The 19,466-nt window shown below is 70.8% G+C and carries 22 protein-coding genes; 13 read left to right on the top strand and 9 right to left on the bottom strand.

The genetic code is table 11. The annotated features are described in order from the left end of the window. Positions 1-91: 91 nt before the first annotated feature. The 4 genes from ACNYS0_RS36270 to ACNYS0_RS36285 form a co-directional block, all read right to left on the bottom strand. Complete coding sequence (locus tag ACNYS0_RS36270; RefSeq protein WP_422479962.1) at positions 92-1,393, bottom strand: putative T7SS-secreted protein; 1,302 nt, start codon at positions 1,391-1,393, stop codon at positions 92-94. Next, positions 1,390-1,698 (bottom strand): WXG100 family type VII secretion target, encoded by a 309-nt coding sequence (locus ACNYS0_RS36275; RefSeq protein WP_422479964.1) that lies wholly within the window; start codon positions 1,696-1,698, stop codon positions 1,390-1,392. The genes ACNYS0_RS36270 and ACNYS0_RS36275 overlap by 4 nt, the downstream gene beginning before the upstream one ends. A 325-nt stretch (positions 1,699-2,023) precedes the next feature. Continuing rightward, on the bottom strand, positions 2,024-3,454 hold the full coding sequence (locus tag ACNYS0_RS36280) for an NAD(P)/FAD-dependent oxidoreductase (protein ID WP_422479966.1): 1,431 nt from the start codon (positions 3,452-3,454) through the stop codon (positions 2,024-2,026). A gap of 251 nt (positions 3,455-3,705) precedes the next feature. Next, the gene (locus ACNYS0_RS36285) at positions 3,706-4,098 is read right to left on the bottom strand and encodes a VOC family protein (RefSeq protein ID WP_422479968.1); all 393 of its coding nucleotides are present in this window, start codon (positions 4,096-4,098) and stop codon (positions 3,706-3,708) included. Between the two features lie 80 nt (positions 4,099-4,178). Between ACNYS0_RS36285 and ACNYS0_RS36290 the strand changes: the two genes are divergently transcribed. Then, on the top strand, positions 4,179-4,715 hold the full coding sequence (locus ACNYS0_RS36290) for a GNAT family N-acetyltransferase (RefSeq protein WP_422479970.1): 537 nt from the start codon (positions 4,179-4,181) through the stop codon (positions 4,713-4,715). 34 nt (positions 4,716-4,749) lie between these two features. Here the strand turns inward: ACNYS0_RS36290 and ACNYS0_RS36295 are convergent, their stop codons facing one another. The 4 genes from ACNYS0_RS36295 to ACNYS0_RS36310 all read right to left on the bottom strand — a co-directional run bounded on the left by ACNYS0_RS36295 (position 4,750) and on the right by ACNYS0_RS36310 (position 6,870). Further along, entirely contained in the window at positions 4,750-5,433 is a 684-nt protein-coding gene (locus ACNYS0_RS36295) for a glycerophosphodiester phosphodiesterase (protein ID WP_399238825.1), read from the bottom strand. A 62-nt stretch (positions 5,434-5,495) separates the two neighbouring features. Next, positions 5,496-5,621, bottom strand: coding sequence for a hypothetical protein (locus ACNYS0_RS36300; RefSeq protein ID WP_385764718.1), 126 nt, complete (start codon positions 5,619-5,621; stop codon positions 5,496-5,498). A gap of 77 nt (positions 5,622-5,698) precedes the next feature. Beyond that, positions 5,699-6,301, bottom strand: a complete 603-nt coding sequence (locus ACNYS0_RS36305) for a PadR family transcriptional regulator (RefSeq protein ID WP_422479972.1) — start codon at positions 6,299-6,301, stop codon at positions 5,699-5,701. Between the two features lie 26 nt (positions 6,302-6,327). Then, positions 6,328-6,870, bottom strand: coding sequence for a heme-binding beta-barrel domain-containing protein (locus tag ACNYS0_RS36310; protein ID WP_422479974.1), 543 nt, complete (start codon positions 6,868-6,870; stop codon positions 6,328-6,330). Positions 6,871-7,013: 143 nt separating this feature from the next. Between ACNYS0_RS36310 and ACNYS0_RS36315 the strand changes: the two genes are divergently transcribed. The 6 genes from ACNYS0_RS36315 to ACNYS0_RS36340 all read left to right on the top strand — a co-directional run bounded on the left by ACNYS0_RS36315 (position 7,014) and on the right by ACNYS0_RS36340 (position 13,292). Then, positions 7,014-8,198, top strand: coding sequence for an LLM class flavin-dependent oxidoreductase (locus ACNYS0_RS36315; protein WP_422479977.1), 1,185 nt, complete (start codon positions 7,014-7,016; stop codon positions 8,196-8,198). Between the two features lie 59 nt (positions 8,199-8,257). Beyond that, positions 8,258-9,262, top strand: a complete 1,005-nt coding sequence (locus tag ACNYS0_RS36320; protein WP_422479979.1) for an alpha/beta hydrolase — start codon at positions 8,258-8,260, stop codon at positions 9,260-9,262. Between the two features lie 81 nt (positions 9,263-9,343). Beyond that, complete coding sequence (locus tag ACNYS0_RS36325) at positions 9,344-10,753, top strand: DUF6421 family protein (protein WP_422479981.1); 1,410 nt, start codon at positions 9,344-9,346, stop codon at positions 10,751-10,753. A 32-nt stretch (positions 10,754-10,785) separates the two neighbouring features. After that, a complete protein-coding gene (locus tag ACNYS0_RS36330; protein ID WP_422482869.1) occupies positions 10,786-11,547 on the top strand; it encodes an SDR family NAD(P)-dependent oxidoreductase in 762 nt (253 codons plus the stop codon). Continuing rightward, entirely contained in the window at positions 11,544-12,614 is a 1,071-nt protein-coding gene (locus ACNYS0_RS36335) for a threonine aldolase family protein (RefSeq protein WP_422479983.1), read from the top strand. The genes ACNYS0_RS36330 and ACNYS0_RS36335 overlap by 4 nt, the downstream gene beginning before the upstream one ends. Before the next feature lie 78 nt (positions 12,615-12,692). After that, entirely contained in the window at positions 12,693-13,292 is a 600-nt protein-coding gene (locus ACNYS0_RS36340) for a transglutaminase domain-containing protein (protein ID WP_422479985.1), read from the top strand. A 2-nt stretch (positions 13,293-13,294) separates the two neighbouring features. Here ACNYS0_RS36340 and ACNYS0_RS36345 read toward each other — a convergent pair whose 3' ends face one another. Further along, positions 13,295-14,023: a lysophospholipid acyltransferase family protein gene (locus ACNYS0_RS36345; RefSeq protein ID WP_422479987.1), complete on the bottom strand. Its 729-nt coding sequence runs from the start codon at positions 14,021-14,023 to the stop codon at positions 13,295-13,297. Between the two features lie 186 nt (positions 14,024-14,209). Here ACNYS0_RS36345 and ACNYS0_RS36350 point away from each other — a divergent pair, with 186 nt between their 5' ends. From ACNYS0_RS36350 to ACNYS0_RS36375, 6 genes are all read left to right on the top strand, one after another. Continuing rightward, complete coding sequence (locus ACNYS0_RS36350; RefSeq protein WP_422479989.1) at positions 14,210-14,530, top strand: TlpA family protein disulfide reductase; 321 nt, start codon at positions 14,210-14,212, stop codon at positions 14,528-14,530. Between the two features lie 252 nt (positions 14,531-14,782). Further along, the gene (locus ACNYS0_RS36355; RefSeq protein WP_422479991.1) at positions 14,783-15,289 is read left to right on the top strand and encodes a flavin reductase family protein; all 507 of its coding nucleotides are present in this window, start codon (positions 14,783-14,785) and stop codon (positions 15,287-15,289) included. A 260-nt stretch (positions 15,290-15,549) separates the two neighbouring features. Continuing rightward, on the top strand, positions 15,550-16,338 hold the full coding sequence (locus ACNYS0_RS36360) for an electron transfer flavoprotein subunit beta/FixA family protein (protein ID WP_422479993.1): 789 nt from the start codon (positions 15,550-15,552) through the stop codon (positions 16,336-16,338). A gap of 60 nt (positions 16,339-16,398) precedes the next feature. After that, positions 16,399-17,361: an electron transfer flavoprotein subunit alpha/FixB family protein gene (locus tag ACNYS0_RS36365; RefSeq protein WP_422479995.1), complete on the top strand. Its 963-nt coding sequence runs from the start codon at positions 16,399-16,401 to the stop codon at positions 17,359-17,361. A 169-nt stretch (positions 17,362-17,530) separates the two neighbouring features. Then, a complete protein-coding gene (locus tag ACNYS0_RS36370) occupies positions 17,531-18,829 on the top strand; it encodes a DUF6986 family protein (RefSeq protein WP_422479997.1) in 1,299 nt (432 codons plus the stop codon). 122 nt (positions 18,830-18,951) lie between these two features. After that, complete coding sequence (locus tag ACNYS0_RS36375) at positions 18,952-19,431, top strand: hypothetical protein (RefSeq protein ID WP_422479999.1); 480 nt, start codon at positions 18,952-18,954, stop codon at positions 19,429-19,431. Positions 19,432-19,466: the final 35 nt, after the last annotated feature.

Consider the following 19,466-nt stretch of genomic DNA (forward strand, 5'->3'; position numbering starts at 1 on the left):
CCTTGACGTGCACGTGCACAATTCGTAGCAGTTCGCGTGGGTGATGGCCGAAGCCGGTGCCGATGTCGGGGAACGGACACGCACCGGCGACTCATCCGAAGACGGAGCCGATCGCGTCGACCTTGTCCGCGGTCCAGTCCTTGGCGTCGCCGGTCCAGTCCTTGGCGGCACTCCCGGCGTCTCCCAGGGTGTCGGCCACCTTGCCGGGATCGATCTCGACCTGTCCGCCAAGATGCCCGCCGACTCCGAGCGCCGCGCCGACGTCGGCCCCGATGACCAACGTGCCGTCCTTCATGCCGGCGTCGGCGTGTGCCTCGGCTCCGATTCCCGCCCAGCCCTCGGCGCTGCCACCGACACCGACACCAGCGACGGAGGCATGCCCCTCCGCGGTTGCCTTGGCCCCGGCGAATGCCTCGCCACCGGCGTGGGCGCCGTCCTTGCCCACGGACGCGGCGGCGTTCGCCTCGGCGCCGACGAACCCCGTGGCCTTGCCGGACGTTTCGAACACCCCGGCCTCGTACTTGCCTTCGGCGGAACCCTGCGCCAAGTACGCCTTCGCGGACGCCTGAGCCTGAAGCCTGCTGTCCTCGATCCCGGCCCCGGCGCTGCCCTCCACGCCGAGTGTGTCGAAGCTCGCCCGTCCGGACACGTCTCCGCCGAGCGCGCTGCCGTGTCCCGAAGCCGCCGCGCCCCACACCTTCGCGTCGCCGGAGACCGACCCGAGGCCCGCGCTGAGCCCGAGGGCCTTGTCGCGCCGTTCCTCGGTGGCCTGCTGGTCCTGGTTGTCGCCCCAGCCCCTGTAGTACTTGCCCCTCTTGTCCTCCTCGCCCGCGTGAGGCTCGGCCTGGCCAGGCAGTCGCCATGGGTTGTGGTCGAACTGCTTCGACTCCCAGAAGGACAGCGCGGACTCCCCGGCCTGGGACTGCGCGTCCTGCGCCGCCCAGTACAGCCAGGCGGGAGCGTCGGAGTCCGAACCGCCGACCTTCTCGAACCGCTTCTTCGCCGTGTCGCCCGCCGACTCGACCTGGCTGCGCGCCGACTCGAGCTTGTCCTCGGCGCCGACCTCGTCACCGGCGTCGTACAGGTCCGCGGCCTCCGCGGCCTGCTCCTGACCCCACTCGAGTACGCCGGCGTAGTCCTGAAGAGCGGACGATGCCTTCCGCAATGAGTCCGCGCCGCGGTACCACTTGCTCTTCTGCGGCGAGAAGTCGTCCCAGAAGGCGTCGCTGGCGTCACCGTTCCATCCGGGCGTGCGCACGGAGCGCAGATCGTCGCCGATGGCCTCAACGGCACTGGCTCTCTTGGTCAGTTGTCCGGCGGATCCGTACAGCTGGGCCGGGTCACCGGGGACGAGTTCCTTCGGGTCGCTGGTCTCGCCCAGTTTGGCCGTCACAGAACAACCGGCCCGGGCTGGGTCGCGAACGATCCGTGGACGAGTTGCTCTTGGCGTTCGTACTGGAGCGCGGTGTCGGCCAGTTTGTCGGCCGATCCCTCACCGTCGTCCTTGAGGGTCTTGGTCAACGCCTGGTGCCACGTGGCCATCAGTTCGTCGAACGCCACCTCGGCAGCGGAATGGCCGAAGTCGGGTGTGTCCTCGGCGATTTTGTCGAGATGGACCTTGTCCGCTCCGGTCACCGCGTCGCGGATCTTCTTGGCCGCGGAACGCAGCACTTCTGGCTCGACGGAATACCCCGTCATCGATCTCCCCCATGCCATTTCCTGATTGCCCGAACCGGGCGAGCGGGGAGTCTACGCGATCTTGGGGCCCCGATTGTGCGTCGTCGGGGCGCCAAGTGCCCAGGTCAGAGGGGGAGTTCTGGAGGATGTGCTGGTTGCGTGAATCCTGGCTCGGTCCTGATGGCTGCCCCTGGCTTCGGTATCAGCACTCGAAAGGATGGAGCTCTGTCAGCAAATCCCCAACTCCGGCAGCCAGTTGCTCAAGGTGTCGGGAAAGAAGGTGGGCAGCCCCGAGATCGAGGCTGCCCAGAAGACGACAGGGACGGGGCCATCCGCCCCAGTGGCGTCAGGTGATCGGAAGGTGTGGCTTCTCCGGTGACATTGATCGGCCGTCCACCCGTGCCGCCACGACCTCGTGCAGTTCCTCGGGGGAGAGGTACGCGTCGGTCATCTCGAAGTCCCGGAGCGTCGCGGGGCGGTGGCGTTGGAAGCCGGTGCGGACGAAGTCGTCGCCCGCGACCGCGTTGAGGGTCCAGTTGGCCGCCGTGCGGAAGCGCGCGGTCAGGGTGCGCAGCGCGCCGATGTGGTAGCCGCGTGCCACGATCTGGGCGGGCAGTCCCGTCAGTTGGATGCCCAGCGGCTTCGACACGGCCTGGATGCCGCCGAGGTCGACGACGAGGCCGAGGTCCTTGTGCCGGTAGGGCGTCAGCGGGGTGCCGCGCACCGCGGCGAGGATGTTGCGGGCCGCCGCCCAGCCCTGCCGCATCGCGTGCTGCGCGGTCGGCGGGCACATCGCGTCGCCGCCCTTGACGATGTCGGGCACGGCGGCCGCGTCGCCGAGCGCGAACACCCCGTCGAGGCCGGGCACGGTCAGCTCGGGTGTCACCACGAGCCGGCCGCGGTTGGTCTCGGCGCCGAGGGTCGCCACCAGCGGGCTCGGTGCGACGCCTGCCGTCCAGATCAGCGTGTGGCAGGGCAGCTCGCGCCCGTCGGTGAGGGTGACCGTGTCCTCGGTGACGCTCGCCACCGACACCCCGAGCGAGACGTGCAGTCCGCGCCGCTCCAGGATGTCCATGGCCTTGTCGCCGAGCCGCTCGCCCAGCTCCGGCATGAGCTTGGGCGCGACATCGACGAGGTGCCACTTGATCAGCTTCGGGTCGAGCCCCGGATAGCGCTTGACCGCGGCGGTCGTCAGGCGTTGCAGGTACGCCGCCGTCTCCGTGCCCGCGTAGCCGCCGCCGACCACCACGAACTGGAGCCGCGCCGCGCGCTCGGCCGGGTCGGAGCTGGCCGCAGCCAGGTCCAGCTGCGTGATCACGTGGTCGCGGATCCACGCCGCCTCCGCGAGCGTCTTCACGCCGACCGCGTACTTGTCCAGGCCCGGGATGTCGAACTGGCGCGTCACACTGCCCGGCGTGAGCACCAGGTAGTCGTAGTGCTCGACGCTGACCTCGCCGTTTATCTTCCGTACGACGACGGCCTTCGCCTGCGGGTCCACGCCGATCGCGCCGCCCGGCACGATCTGGGTGCGCCGCAGCATCCGGCGCAGCGGCACGGCCACGGACTGCGGCGTGAGCACGCCGGAGGCCACGTGCGGCAGCAGTGGCAGGTACAGCTGGTGCGCGGTGGGGCTGATGAGCCGCAGCACCGCCTCTCCGGGCTTGAGCTCCTTCTCCAGCTTGTGCGCGCACTCCATCCCGGCGAATCCCGCGCCGATGATCAGGATCCGGGGGACGGACGACGAACGGGAAGCGCTGGTGTTCCGCGGAGTGGTCATGTCGGATCTCTCCTGGGGTGGGCTGCGTGGGACCGGTGATGCGTCGTCGATCCCTGCGTATCCGGATTCGGCACGCCCGAATCCCGAACTCACGCCATCCTCCGTCCCCCGCCGGGTCACCGCACGCGAATCAGGGGACCGTCCGAGGCACCCCACCCGCGCCCCACCGCACCCGAACGACCGTGTACGCGGGACGCCGCGGTATAGGCCGTTCGAGCGAGGAGGGTGTCAGGGGCGGGCGTCCAGGGGCCTCAGATCCCCGGCCGGTACCGGATCGGATGCTCCCTCGGCACCTCGACGAGGACGAGCTCGTGGCCGTCCGGGTCCGTGATCCACATTTCGATGAGGCCCCACGGCTCCTCGACCGGCTCCCGGGTGACCGTGACGCCCCGCTCGGCCAGCTCCCGGTGCGCCGCGTGCACGTCCGCCACCTGCATCCACAGCTTGAGGCCCGGCACCACGGGCTCCGCGGCGCGGCCCGCCACCTCGAGGAACCCGCCGCCGAGGAAGTACACGGTGCCCCGCTCTGGCCCGGTGCCGAACTCCCGGTAGACCGCGAGGCCCAGCGCCTCCCCGTAGAACGCCCGCGACCGCTCGGGGTCGGTCGGCCGGATCAGGACCCTGCTGCTCAGTACGTGAACCATGCCGACGCAGCGTAGTGCGGTCGCGTTAATCTCGACGGCGCGCCCGTACGCCAGCCGCCCAAGAAGTCGGAGACCGCCCCATGACCATCGTCGACCTCGCCTTCCGTGACGCCGAACCCGAGGACGTCGACGTGCTCGTCGCGCTCATCGAATCGGCCTACCGAGGGGACTCCAGCCGGGCCGGCTGGACCACGGAGGCGGACATCCTGGAAGGGCAGCGGACCGACCCGCAGGGCGTGCTCGAGGTCATCGAGGACCCCGACAGCCGGCTGCTCACGGTGGAGCGGGACGGGGCGGTCGTCGCCTGCTGCCAGCTGGAGCACCGAGGGGACCACGCGTACTTCGGCATGTTCGCGGTCAGCCCCGCCCAGCAGGGCGCGGGGCTCGGCAAGACGATCATCGCGGAGGCCGAGCGCAGGGCCCGCGAGACCTGGGGCGTCAGCGAGATGCACATGACGGTGATCGACGCCCGCGAGGACCTCATCGCCTGGTACGAGCGCCGCGGCTACCGCCGTACGGGACGGTTCACCCCGTTCCCGTACGGCGATGAGCGCTTCGGCATTCCGCAGCGCGACGACCTGAAGTTCGAACTGCTCGTCAAGCCGCTCGCCGACTAGTCATGCCGTTCGTCAGGCCTGGTCACGCCGTTCGTCACGCGGTGAAGCGGCCCGTCCGCTTGATCTCCGGGTAGTCCGTGGTCGCGCCGTCGAGGCCGAGTGCCCGCACGAGCCGCAGATCGTCCTGGGTGTTCACGACCCAGCCGATGATCCGCAGGTCGGCCTTGCGGGCGTGCTCGACGATCTCCTGCGTGAGCCGCCGGATGTTGAGCACCAGGGTCGTGGCCCCCGCGGTGACGGCCCGCTCGACGACGCCCGTGCCGTAGCGGCTGGCGACCAGCGCCGTGCGCACGCCGGGCACGAGCCGGGCGATCTCGGCGATCGCCTCGTCGTGGAACGAGATCACCTCGACCCGGTGCACCAGATCGCGGCGCAGCATCACATCGGCGAGCGCCCGCGCCGCCGCGGTGTCCTTGATCTCGGCCTGCAACGGGGTGCCGACCGCGTCGACGACCTCCTCGAAGACGGGTACGCGCTCGCCGCGTCCGGCGTCGAGGCCGCGGATCTCGGCGAGGGTCTTCTCGGCGATCGGCCCGTGGCCGTCCGTGGTCCGGTCGACGTCGGCGTCGTGCATGACGACGAGCGCGCCGTCCTTGCTCAGGTGCAGGTCCAGTTCGATGATGTCGAGGCCCCCGCGCTCGGCGGCGACGAAGGACCGCAGGGTGTTCTCGGGTTCGACACCCATGGCTCCGCGATGCCCGATGGTGAGGAAGTTCAAGGTCGTCTCGCCTCCGTCGACTGGCGCTCGGTGCTGCCGCGCGGACGCGACAGACTCGTACACTAACGGGCCGTCCGCGCGAGGGAACCGTGCCTGCGAGAAGGACCGGAGTCGTCGGTTCTGGTGCCCACCACCCCGAGGATCAGTCCAGTGATCACGGCGGCGACGAGGACGGCACGGGTACTCATGGCGGATGCGCCTCCGGGCGGTACGGGCAGGGGGTACGGCCGTCATACCGGGCGGGTCACCCGCGGCGCGAGCCCGCTCACCCGGTGGTGGGCGCGTCCCCGCTGGCGTTGACTTCTGGGGAGCCGGACAGCGCGTCCAGGTCCGCCAACATGCCCCGCGCGAGCTCGACTTCGGCCGCGAGGTGCCGCTCGCTCCAGCGCAGCGCGATCTGCGGGTGCGCCCACGCCTCCACGCCCTGCGCCCGCGCCGCCGCGTCCCGCACCTCCTTCAACTCGCCCTCGGTGCGCGCCACATGCTCCTCGACGAGCCTGCGCAGCCGTTCGGGGGCGGCGAGATGCCCCAGCCAGACCCGCAGCAGTACCGGGTGCCGCAGCGAGACGGCGGCCGTGTCCCGGTCGTCCGCCGCCCACGCGGCGAGCGCGTCCCTGCCCGCGCGCGTGATGGCGTACGTGCGCTTGGTGCGCGGCTCCTCCGGACCCGAGCGCCTGGACGTGGCGTAGCCGAGCTGTTCGAGTCTGCGCAGCTCGGCGTAGATCTGGCTGAACGCGGGGGAGCCGTAGAAGAAGCGCAGCGACGCGTCCGCCCACTTCTTCAGCTCGTACCCGGTCCGCTCGCCGGGCGGGAAGGACAGCAGCCCGAGCACGGCCCAGGCGGTCGGCGGCAGCTGCGTGGTCGGCATGGCTCCGCATTGAAGCCAGCTTCAGGTCACGGGCGCAAGACCTCCGTGCGACGCAGCAGCGCCGAGAGATGGTGCTGGAGCGGCTGCCCGACGGCCGCCATGTCGTGGCTGAACGCCAGGGCCCCGTCATCGGTGAGCGTGTAGCGGCGCCCCGTGGCGTCGACCTGCTTGGCGGTCGGGGTGCCGGCGACGGTGTGCGTCGCGAGCTCGACGGTCCCGTCGACGACCTGCCCCACCAGTACCTCCGCGATCCCGGTGGGCTGCGTGATCAGCGCCTCGACGCGCCCCTCCGGCTGCACCCGCCACCACCCGCTCTCCCGTGCGGCGGGCCGCACGGGGGCATCGTCGCCGTCGATCAGCCAGGCCCGCGCGTCGTAGTGCAGAAACGGCCTGCCGTCGTGGCTGAACGTCACCTCCTGCGCATAAGCGAAGTCCCCGTCCAGGGTGGGGTATTCCCCCTGCCCTCGCCCGTGCCAACTCCCGATCAGACCGAGAACGGGCGTGAGCAGGGGGTGCGGCTCGGGGGTCCCGGCGTACGGGTACGGGGGCGGGGGTGCGGGGTCGAACACGGATGACTCCTGGGGCTAGGGGGTTACCTGGGAAGCGTAGAGCGTGCCCGGGCCGCCCGCGCGGAGCGTCGCGACCCTTCCCATCTATGACGAGTCGTCATATAGCTATGAGTCATATGGCGCCCCAACCCACGGGAGGCACAGTGAAGTTCTCCGTCATCTTTGAGGCCCAGCTCGCCGACCCCACCGTCGAGCGCGAGCACCAACTGCTGCGTGACAGCGTCGAACAGGCCGTGTTCGCGGAGGAGATGGGGTTCGACCGGATCTGGGCGGTCGAGCATCACTCCCTCAAGTGGTACGCGCACATGTCCGCGCCGGAGATCTTCCTGACCTGGGTCGCGGCGCGCACCACCCGGATCCGCGTGGGGCACGGCGTGGTGTGCATGCCGTTCAACTTCAACCACCCCGCGCGCGTGGCCGAACGCGCCGCGATGCTCGACCTGTTGTCCGGCGGGCGGCTCGACCTCGGGGCGGGGCGCGGCGGTACCACGCAGGAGACGTCGCTGTGCGGGGTCGACAAGGAGCGGACCACGCAGGAGGTCGAGGAGGCGCTGCGGATCATCGGGAAGGCGTGGGAGAAGGACGAGCTGGAGCACCACGGCCCGCTCCTCGACATCGACCCGCACCCGATCCTGCCCCGCCCCGCGCAGACCCCGCACCCGCCGCTCTTCCTCGCGTGCAGCCGCACGGAGACGCTGCGCCAGGCAGCCGAACTCGGCGTCGGCGCCCTGGTGATGGGGTTCGCGGGCCCGGAGGCGATCGCCGACATGCGCGGCGCCTACGACGCGGCGCTCGCGGCCCGCACCCCGGAGCGTCATGTCTCCTCCGTCGTGAACGACCACTTCTCTGTGCTCTGCCCGACCATCGTGCTCGACGACCGCGAGACGGCCCGCAGCATCGGCATCCGCGGTCAGCGCTTCTTCGCGCAGTCCATCGGCCACTGGTACGGCGGCGCGGGCATCCCCGACGAGGCCGTCGTCGAGGGCGCGGACGAGGCGGAGGAGATGCGCCGGGCCGCCGAGCAGGTCGTCGCCCGCCTCCACGAGCACCACATCCCCGTCCGTCCCACCGCCACGGCCACCTTCAACGCCGACCACGCGTACGGCACCGCCGACGACGCCATCGCGTACGTCGAACGGCTCCGCGACGCGGGCGCCGACGAGATCATGTGCCTGATCCAGATGGGTACGGTGCCGCAGGAGGCGTGCATGGAGACGCTGCGGCAGTGGGGCGAGAAGGTGATACCGCACTTCCGCACATCGAGCCCCGCTCTTGGACGAGAGCCCGCGGGGTCCGGGGCAGAGCCCCGCGACGTCACCCCCGGCTGAGCGGGCCCGCCTGCCCAGCCCACCCACGTAGCAACCACCGCCGAACCAAGGAGCCGCCCATGACCCCCGACCCGGTCGACCGCCTCGCCCCCGAGGCCCGGCCCCTCGTCGACGCCATCACCGCCGCCTTCCCCGACCTCGGCGGCGCCGTCACCGATGCCGCCGAGGCCCGCCGGATCCTCGCCGCGGCCCCGGATTCGCCGTTCCCCGCGCCCGTGGTCGGGGCCGTCGAGGACCGCGAGATACCCGGGCCGCCGGGTGCGCCCGCGATACCGGTACGCGTGTACCTGCCGGAGCCTGACGCCGCTCCGGGTCCCCGCCCCGTCGTCGTCTTCTTCCACGGCGGCGGCTGGGTCATCTGCGACCTCGACAGCCACGACCACACGGCCCGTGCACTGTGCCGGGATGCGGGCGCCGTCGTCGTGTCGGTCGACTACCGGCTCGCGCCCGAGGCCCCGTTCCCCGCCGCCGTGGAGGACGCGTACGCCGCCGTGTGCTGGGTCGCCGACCACGCGCCCGAGCTGGGCGCCGACCCGGAGGCGCTCACGGTGGCGGGCGACAGCGCGGGCGGGAACCTCGCCGCCGTCGTCGCCCAGATCGCGCGCGACGAGGACGGCCCCGCCATCGCGTGCCAGGTCCTCGTCTACCCGGCCACCGACGCCCGCCAGAAGTCCGGCTCCTTCGACGCCAACGCCGAGGGCTACTTCCTCAGCGCCGCCCACTGCGGCTGGTTCCGCGAGCAGTACCTGGGCGCGGACGGGGACCCGGCCCACCCCCACGTATCGCCGCTGCTGGCCGAGAACCTCGCCGGGCTGCCCGCCGCGCACATCGTCACCGCCGGCTGCGACCCGCTGTGCGACGAGGGACGCGCGTACGGCAAGGCGCTGCGGGACGCGGGCGTCGCGGTCACGGAGGGGCACTTTCCGCGGATGTTCCACGGATTCTTCGGGTTCCCCGAACTCCTCGACGACGCCCGGCAGGCCCTGGCCGGCGCGACAGAGGCGATCGCCGCCACCGCTCGCCACAGGAAAAACAGCGGTGATCTAGGGGGTGGCGCAGGATAATTTCCGGAGGTCCCTCTTGTGGTCGAGAACCTCGCGCGCATACGGTGTTCTTACGCGAGGTTCTCCCGTGGAGGTTGGGACATGACGGAAATTCTTGTGCAGGCTGGCGCGGAGGGGACGGATTCTCCGGTCCAGGTGGTCGGACCCAGGGTGGTGGAACACCCGGCCTGGCCGTTGCTCAAGGACGCCGTGGAGGAGTTCAGGCCCCTGCAGAGCGCGGACGGGTCGATCGACTTCGAGGCCGAGGGCGCCCCGGCGAAGGCCGACGCGGAGCGGATCCTGGGCCGTGTCATATCGGCGGTCGAGGAGCTCGCCCCGCTGCTGCCGCACGACGCCGCGTATCACGAGGCGCTCGTGCGCGACCTGCGCCGCTGGTCGGACGGCGGCTTCGGGGTCCCGGACTTCCTGGACTCGCTGCTCGCCTTCCAGCCCGCGGCCCAGCGCCGGGACGGCCTCCAGCACTTGGTGGTCTTCCCGATGTACACGCAGAACGGCAACCCGGACCGCAATCTGGAAGCCGTCGCGCTGCGCATGGTGTGGCCGGAGTGGCTCGCCGAGCTGGAGGCGACCCGCTACGACAACCCGCTGTTCTGCGGCATCACCTTCGAGGACTTCACCTCCGGGTACGACACGAACTCGGCGGTCCTCTTCCCGGAGACGATCGCCGTGCGCGAGGCCCCCGAGCGCTTCTCCTGGGGCGGCATCTTCTGCGACCGCGAGGCGGCCCGCTTCCGCCGCGTCACCGAGGCGGCCGTCGACATCCTGGGCGTCGAACTGCCCAAGGACATCGAGGAGATGGTCGCCGACCAGGAGCGCTGCCAGCAGGCCTTCGTGCTGTGGGACATGGTCCACGACCGCACGCACAGCCACGGCGACCTGCCCTTCGACCCGTTCATGATCAAGCAGCGCCAGCCGTTCTGGATGTACGGCCTCGAGGAGCTGCGCTGCGACCTCACCGCCTTCAAGGAGGCCGTGAAGCTGGAGGCGGACGGCGTCCCGCAGGCGCGCGACGTGCAGTACGCCGTGCTCTTCGACCGGATGTTCCGCTTCCCGGTCACCGGCGACCGCGTCAAGAACTACGACGGCCTGGGCGGCCAGCTCCTCTTCGCGTACCTGCACAAGCACGACGTGGTGCGCTGGACGGACAACAAGCTGCACATCGACTGGCAGCGCGCCCCCGAGGTCACCAACCAGCTGTGCGCCGAGATCGAGCAGCTGTACCGCGACGGCATCGACCGCCCGAAGCTGGTGCACTGGTTCGCCGCGTACGACCTGGTGTCGACATACCTGTCCCCGCACCCCGGCTCCACCTGGGCCAAGGGCCCGGACGCCCTGGACACGTCGCTGCCGCCCCGCAAACTCGTGGACGAGGTGCTTCCCGACGAGTTTCCGCTCAGCATGTTTTATGAGGCGCTTTCGAAGAAGCTGAAGAAGGTGATCGCCTCCACGAAGGGGATCACCGCGGAGAGCACCGGGCGGGTGGCCGCGTGAGCCACGGCGAACAGCAGCAGGAGGCGACGGACATGACCGACACCAACGGGACCAGGGACACGCTGGACGGTGCGGTGATCGCGGTCGCCGGAGCCGCAGGACCGGCCGGAAAGGCCACCCTCAAGCGGCTGGCGGAGGCCGGTGCCACCGTCATCGGGGCCGACGCGGACGCCGAGCGCCTGGTGGAGGCCGTCGACGAGGCGCGTTACGCGCACGGCGGCGCCACCGTCATCGGCGACAACGTCGACCTGCTCGACCTGCACGCCACCCGCGACTGGGCGGGCCGCGTCGAGAAGGACTTCGGACGCGTCGACGGGCTCGTGCACCTGGTGGGCGGCTGGCGCGGCGGCGCCACCTTCGCCGACACCGACCTCGCCGACTGGGACCTGCTCGAAAAGCTCCTGATCCGCACGGTGCAGCACACGTCCCTCGCGTTCTACGAGGGACTGTCCCGCAGCGACCGCGGCCGCTACCTGCTGATCAGCGCCGCGGGCGCCTCCAAGCCGACCGCGGGCAACGCCGCGTACGCCGCCTCCAAGGCCGCGGCCGAGGCGTGGACGCTCGCGCTCGGTGACTCCTTCCGCAAGGCGGGGGGCGAGGCGGGACCGCAGCAGGCGGCTGCGATCCTGGTGGTCAAGGCGCTGGTGCACGACGCGATGCGCGCCGAACGCCCCAACGCGAAGTTCGCGGGCTTCACGGACGTCAAGGAGCTGGCCGAGGCCATCTCCGGCGTCTGGGACCGGCCCGCCGCCGAACTGAACGGGACCCGTCTGTGGCTGACCGAGAAGCCGTGAACCCTCCGAAGACCGACGCCCGCCGGCATCACGACCCCGACACCAGGGGTTTCGCCAGCGACAACTACGCGGGGGGCCACCCCGAGGTGATGGCGGCGCTCGCCCTCGCCAACGGCGGGCACCAGGTCGCGTACGGCGGGGACGAGTACACGGGCCATCTCCAGCAGATCATCCGCAGCCACTTCGGTCCGACCGCCGAGGCGTTCCCGGTGTTCAACGGCACCGGTGCCAACGTCGTCGCGCTCCAGGCGGTCACCGACCGCTGGGGCGCGGTGATCTGCGCCGAGTCCGCGCACATCCACGTGGACGAGGGCGGTGCCCCCGAGCGGATGGGCGGACTGAAGCTGCTCACCGTGCCGACGCCGGACGGCAAGCTCACCCCCGAGCTGATCGACCAGCAGGCGTACGGCTGGGACGACGAACACCGGGCGATGCCGCAGGTCGTCTCGATCACGCAGTCCACCGAACTCGGCACGCTCTACACGCCGGACGAGATCCGCGCGATCTGCGAGCACGCCCACGAGCGCGGCATGGTCGTACACCTCGACGGCTCCCGGATATCCAACGCCGCCGCCTCCCTTGACGTCCCCATGCGGACGTTCACGAACGCGGTCGGCGTCGACATCCTGTCGCTCGGCGGCACCAAGAACGGCGCGCTGTTCGGCGAGGCCGTCGTCGTCCTCAACCAGGACGCCGTGCGCCACATGAAGCACCTGCGCAAGCTGTCCATGCAGCTGCACTCCAAGATGCGCTTCCTGTCGGTGCAGTTGGAGGCGCTGTTCGCCAAGGACCTGTGGCTGCGCAACGCCCGGCACGCCAACGAGATGGCCCAGCGCCTCGCCGAGGGCGCCCGCGCCGTCCACGGCGTCGAGATCCTCTACCCGGTGCAGGCCAACGGAGTCTTCGCCCGCCTCCCGCACGACGTCTCCGAGCGCCTCATGAAGAAGTACCGCTTCTACTTCTGGGACGAGGCGGCCGGCGACGTGCGCTGGATGTGTTCCTTCGACACGCGCGAGGAGGACGTCGACTCCTTCGTGGCGGCCCTCAAGGAAGAGATGGCGCGCTAGCCGCCGGGATCGCATAGGTATGCGGCCGACCGTAAATGTATTGACTTACGGGCGGCCGCATTTCTATGCTCCTGAGGCATGGAGCTGATCCAACAGAACCCCGATCTGTCCGCGTACTTGGCGGCCGACGAGGCCGTCGACCACCACCACCCGCTCGTACGCGAGACGGCGGCGCGCCTCGCGCGCGATGTCGCCGACACATATGCATACGCCCGAGCCGCATACGAATTCGTGCGCGACGCGATTCCGCACTCCGCCGACAGCGGGGACCCGCGCGTCACCTGGAGGGCGTCGGACGTCCTGGCGAAGGGCACCGGAATCTGCCACGCGAAGGCGCACGCGCTGGCGGCGCTGCTGCGCGCCGAGGACATCCCGACGGCGCTCTGCTATCAGCGGCTGACGCACGACGCGGGGACGGGCTGGTGCGTGCACGGACTGGTGGCGGTCCGATTGCGGGGCGCGTGGCACCGGCAGGACTGCCGGGGGAACAAGCCGGGCGTCGACGCCCAATTCGCCCTGGACGGCGAGCGGCTGGCGTGGACACCCGATCCGGCGGCCGGGGAGGCGGACTACCCGGCGCTCCACGACGCGCCGCACCCGGCGGTGCTCGACGCGCTGCGCGGCGCGCCGGACCGTCCGTACCTGTGGGAGCACCTTCCGGACGCGCTCCCGGTGTGACGTCAGCCGGCCTCGGCGGCCTTGACCTCTTCCGGGGTCGGGGCGGTGCCGCCGAGGTGCGCCGGCATCCACCACGTGTCGTCGGGTCCCTTGGGGCGCACCGGGTAGGCGCGCTGCGCGGCCTCGAGCAGCTCCTGCATGCGCGTGCGCAGCCGGCGCGTGATCGCTCCCGCGTACTGGTCGCTCGGCGCCTCCATGGCCTCACCGACGCGGACCGTGATCGGGATGTGCTGCCGCTTGAAGTTCTTCGGGCGGCCCTTGGTCCACAGTCGCTGGGTGCCCCACAGCGCCATCGGGATCAGCGGAACGCCGGCCTCCTGGGCCAGGCGCACGGCGCCGGTCTTGAAGCTCTTGAGCGTGAACGACTCCGAGATCGTCGCCTCCGGGAAGACCCCGATGATCTCGCCCGAGCGCAGCGACCGCAGCGCGTGCTGGTACGCGTGCTCGCCCTGGGAGCGGTCCACCGGAATGTGCTTCATGCCGCGCATCAGCGGGCCGGAGATCTTGTGGCGGAAGACCGACTCCTTGGCCATGAAGCGGACGAGACGCTTCTGCGGAAGGGCCGCCAGGCCGTCGAAGATGAAGTCCAGGTAGCTGATGTGGTTGCTGACCAGGACTGCTCCGCCGGTACGCGGAATGTTCTCCGAGCCCTTGCAGTCGATCTTCAGGTCGAGCGCCTTGAACATCGTGCGGGCGGCGCCGATGACCGGAGGGTAGACGAGCTCTGCCATGGAGGGGGTTGGCCCTTCAGTAAGTTACGCGGCCGTAGGTTTTCCGGCTTGCGCAGATCGTGCCCCATCAACGGCCGGGTGGCCAGTCCTGGTTCCAGCACCGTAAGAGATCCTTGTCACGTGCCGGGAATACGCGAACGGTCGGAAATCGCTGCACTGGAAGCAGCGGAACGAAGGAGGAGCAGGGTGGCGGTCGGCGAACAGGCGTGGGACGCCGCGCAGTTGGGCGAGGAGCTGGGGGAGCGGGCGACGCTCGTGCAGTTCTCCAGCGCGTTCTGCGCGCCCTGCCGGGCCACCCGCCGGGTCCTCGACGAGGTCGCCGCGATGGTTCCCGGCGTGTCCCATGTGGAGATCGACGCCGAGGCCCGCCTCGATCTCGTACGGGACGCGGGCGTGCTCAAGACGCCGACGGTGCTCGTCCTGGACGCGCGCGGCCGCGAGGTGCGCCGGGCGGCGGGGCAGCCGCGCAAGGCGGACGTCATCGCGGCGCTGGGCGAAGCGGTCTGAAATGCGGGGCCAGCGCGTGCGGGTGGGATGCGCGGGCGCGCAGGCGCAGGTGTGACGCGTGACGCATCTCCCAGATGACGGAACGCACTTGACTGCATGCGCCACGTATCGTCAGAGTGACCTTATGCCTTCGGAACTCCTTCTCGTCGAGCGGGTCCACGTGGACCTGGCTCGCTGTTCGAGCGCCCGCTGTCCGCGCGTCTGACGCAGCCACGGCCCTTGCTCGAACCCTCCTGCCAGAAGGACAACTCCATGACGGCCACGCCCGACCTGCGCACCGCCCAGGCAGTGACCCCCGACCTGTTCCGCTCCGTCTTCCGGCAGCACGCGGCCGGTGTCGCGGTGGTCACCGCGCCCGGCGCCGCCCCCGTCGGCTTCACCGCGACCTCCCTCGCCTCCGTCTCCGCGACGCCCCCGGTCGTCTCGTTCGGCATCGGTCTCGGCTCGTCGTGCTGGCCGACCGTCGCCGAGGCCGAGCATGTCGGCGTGCACATACTCGGCGAGCACCAGGCCGATCTCGCGGCGACGTTCGCGAAGAGCGGCGCCGACCGTTTCGGCGCGCCCACCCGCTGGTTCGAGGGCCCCGAAGGGGTGCCGATCCTCGACGGCGTGCTCGCCTGGCTCGTCTGCCGGGTCATCGCGCGGGTGCCCGCGGGGGACCACCAGATCGTGCTCGCGGAGGCGGTCTCCGGCGACCCGGCGGGCGCCGGCCGCCCGCTGCTGTACCACCAGGGCCGCTTCAACGGTCTGCGCGACTGAAAGTTCCTGCACCACGCGGTTACGCACCGTTGGCAAGGTCACAGTTCAAAGCGCTTGCTTAGTGGGCATAACCTGGGTGTACTGGCGAGTAACCTTTTGTTCGGAGCGCGGGCCGCCCCGACCGGAAGAGTCCGCACAAGGCGCATATGCTGCCTGCGAGAAGGCGTTTTCAGCCGTAGCAGTACAGCTAGGCGTGTGGCCAGTACGGCTGGCAGCAAGACAGCCGCCCAGATAAAGACGATTGCAGTAGGAGAGCCGGCGTGAGCTTGAGGATCGTTGTCACCGTGAAGTACGTGCCGGACGCCACGGGCGACCGGGGTTTCGCCGATGACCTGACGTTGGACCGTGACGATGTCGACGGTCTGCTGTCGGAGCTGGACGAGTACGCGGTGGAGCAGGCGCTGCAGATCTCGGAGAACTCGGACGACGACGTGGAGGTCACGGTCCTGACCGTGGGCCCGGAGGACGCCAAGGACGCGCTGCGCAAGGCGCTGTCGATGGGTGCGGACAAGGCGATCCACGTGGAGGACGACGACCTGCACGGCACGGACGCGATCGGCACCTCGCTGGTGCTGGCGAAGGCGATCGAGAAGGCCGGGTTCGACCTGGTGGTCTCCGGTATGGCCTCCACGGACGGCACCGCGGGCATCGTGCCGGCGCTGGTCGCCGAGCGCCTGGGCGTGCCGCAGGTGACGCTGCTGTCCGAGGTCGCCGTGGCCGACGGCAAGGTGACCGGGCGCCGGGACGGGGACACCGCCTCCGAGCAGCTCGAGGCCGCTCTTCCGGCCGTGGTGTCGGTGACGGACCAGTCGGGCGAGGCCCGCTACCCCTCGTTCAAGGGGATCATGGCGGCGAAGAAGAAGCCGGTCGAGGCGTGGGACCTGGAGGACCTGGACATCGAGGCCGACCTGGTGGGCCTGGAGGGTGCCTGGACGAAGGTCGCCTCCGCGGACGAGCGTCCGGCGCGCACCGCGGGCACGATCGTCAAGGACGAGGGCGAGGGCGGCAAGCAGCTCGCCGAGTTCCTCGCGGGCCAGAAGTTCATCTGAGCTTCCCGCTCACCCATTCCGTCGCCCAAGTTCTTTGTGATTGCAGGAGATTGAAGTCCCATGGCTGAAGTTCTGGTCTTTGTCGACCACGTGGACGGTGCCGTCCGCAAGCCCACCCTGGAGCTGCTGACCCTGGCCCGCCGCATCGGCGACCCGGTCGCCGTCGCGCTCGGCAACGGTGCCGGTGACACGGCGGCCGCGCTGGCCGAGCACGGCGCCGTCAAGGTCCTCACGCACGAGGCCGCCGAGTACGCCGACTACCTGGTCGTGCCGAAGGTGGACGCGCTGCAGGCCGCCTACGAGCAGGTCTCCCCGGCCGCCGTGCTGGTGCCCTCGTCCGCGGAGGGCAAGGAGATCGCCGCCCGTCTCGCGCTGCGCATCAAGTCGGGCATCATCACCGACGCGGTGGACCTGGAGGCCGGTGACGGCGCCCCGGTGGCCACCCAGTCGGTGTTCGCCGCCTCCTACACCACCAAGTCGACGGTCACCACCGGCACGCCGGTGATCACCGTCAAGCCCAACTCCGCGCCGGTCGAGGCGGCCCCGGCCGCCGGCGCCGTCGAGGCCCTGGCCGTCACCTTCTCGGACGGCGCGACCGGCACGAAGGTCACCGCGCGCACCCCGCGCGAGTCGACCGGGCGTCCGGACCTGACCGAGGCCGCGATCGTGGTCTCCGGCGGCCGCGGCGTCAACGGTGCCGAGAACTTCTCCGTCATCGAGGCGCTCGCCGACTCGCTGGGGGCGGCCGTGGGTGCCTCGCGCGCCGCGGTGGACGCGGGCTGGTACCCGCACTCCAACCAGGTCGGCCAGACCGGCAAGTCCGTCTCGCCGCAGCTGTACATCGCCTCCGGCATCTCCGGGGCGATCCAGCACCGCGCGGGCATGCAGACCTCGAAGACGATCGTCGCGATCAACAAGGACGCGGAGGCGCCGATCTTCGACCTCGTCGACTACGGCGTCGTCGGCGACCTCTTCGACGTCGTCCCCGCCCTGACCGAAGAGGTCAAGACCCGCAAGGGCTGAGACAGTTCCGAGGTCGACGGGGCCGCGCGGTGTTCGCACCGCGCGGCCCCGTCCGCGTGACGGGGCGACGAAAATGACCCATTGACGCCGATCACGCCGACGGTTAACTTCGCTATACGGATTGTTGATTCCGTGAAGTGGAAACATCGAGCATACGGAGAGTGCACGAATGGGTCAGCAGGAGAAGGTGTCGACGAGCCTCGCGGGCGCGGTCAGCGAGAGCATCAGCGCCTCACTCGCCCCGGTCGACGCGGAGCTCGCCCGCCGCTACCCGGGAGACCCCGGCACCCGTCAGCCCGTCCACACGGTCTACGTCCCCGGTGACGCCTTCGACGCCGAGACCATCCGCACCTGGGGCGACAAGGCGCTCGCGCAGCTCGACGAGCACGCCCCGGACGCCGCCTCCTTCGCCGCCGTCCTCGGGCTGAGCGAGGAGCTCGCCGAGCCGGTCTACAGCCGCGTACGCGCGAAGCTGGAGCGCGAGCCCGTGGAGGACCTGCGCGTCGACTTCGAGGACGGCTACCGGCCCGCCTCCGACGCCGACGAGGACGAGACCGCCGCCCGCGCCGCCCGCGTCATCGCCGAGGCGTACGCGAACGGCACGGCCGCCCCGTACATGGGCATCCGCATGAAGTGCATGGAGGAGGCGGTCCGCGACCGCGCCATCCGCACGCTCGACATCTTCCTCACCGGCCTCATGGAGCACGGCGGCCTGCCCGACGGCCTCGTCCTGACCCTTCCCAAGGTCACCTACCCGGAGCAGGTCACCGCGATGGTGCGGATCCTGGAGGCCTTCGAGAAGCAGCACGGCCTGGAGCCGGGCCGGATCGGCTTCGAGATCCAGATCGAGACCAGCCAGTCCATCCTCGGCGGCGACGGCACCGCCACGGTCGCCCGCATGATCGAGGCCGCCGAGGGCCGCGCCACCGGCCTGCACTACGGCACCTTCGACTACAGCGCCTGCCTCGGCGTCTCCGCCGCCTACCAGGCCAGCGACCACCCGGCCGCCGACTACGCGAAGGCCGTCATGCAGGTCGCCGCCGCGGGCACCGGCGTGCGCGTATCGGACGGCTCGACGAACGTCCTGCCCGTCGGATCCACCGCCAAGGTCCACGACGCCTGGCGCCTGCACTTCGGCCTCACCCGGCGCGCCCTCGCCCGCGCCTACTACCAGGGCTGGGACATGCACCCGGGCCACATCCCGACGCGCTACGCCGCCGTCTTCGCGTTCTACCGCGAGGGCTTCGAGGCCGCCGCCGCGCGCCTGTCCGCCTACGCCAACCAGGCCGAGGGCGACATCGCCGACGAGCCCGCCACCGCCAAGGCCCTCGCCGGGTACCTCCTGCGCGGCCTCGACTGCGGCGCCCTCGACGTCGCCGAGGTCGCCCGCCGCTCCGGCCTCACCCGCGCCGACCTGGAGGGCTACTCGGCCCCGCGCCGCGGCGACCTGACGGCGACGGGGGAGTAGGGCCCCGGCGGAACCCGTCGCACCCGCACCGCCCGTGGCCGCGCCGCTCGTGGCCGCGGGCGTTGTCAGTGGTCGCTTCTAGGGTGGCCCCATCGTTTGGAACGGATCCGGGGAGGGGCGCCATGGGAGCCAGCGGCTGGGAGTACGTCACCGAGTACGACGGCGGGAGTGTCGAGGCGGCGCTGTCGCGGCTGCACGAGCGGGAGTTCGCGCACCAGTACGGCGACGGGGAAGAGTACGGCAGCATCCGCGAGCTCTGGGCGGACGAGGAGTTCATGGGGGAAGCGGGCACCCACTCCATCCTCGACATCCAGCAGGTCGTGACGAAGGCCGCGGACCCGTCCCCGCGGAACGTGGACGACTACGGGACGTTGCGACCGCTGGCCCGGGATCGCATCCTCCACCACTTCGGCACCGACCGGCCGAGCCCCGAGCAGTTCGAGGCGGGACTCGCCGCGGCGTACGAGGCCATGAGCGTGTTCGGGAACCGGCCGGACACGCTGATCGACGAGTGCCGGATGCGGTGGACCGGCCTGTACGTCGAGCTGTTCACCGATGGCAGGCCGACCCACCTCGGAATATTCGGGTGCTCCGGCGACTGAGCGGGCGCCGGAGCACGGGGCGCGCGGCGGCGAAC

Origin of the sequence: Streptomyces anthophorae, assembly GCF_049310305.1 — a bacterium.
Taxonomy (GTDB): Bacteria; Actinomycetota; Actinomycetes; order Streptomycetales; family Streptomycetaceae; genus Streptomyces.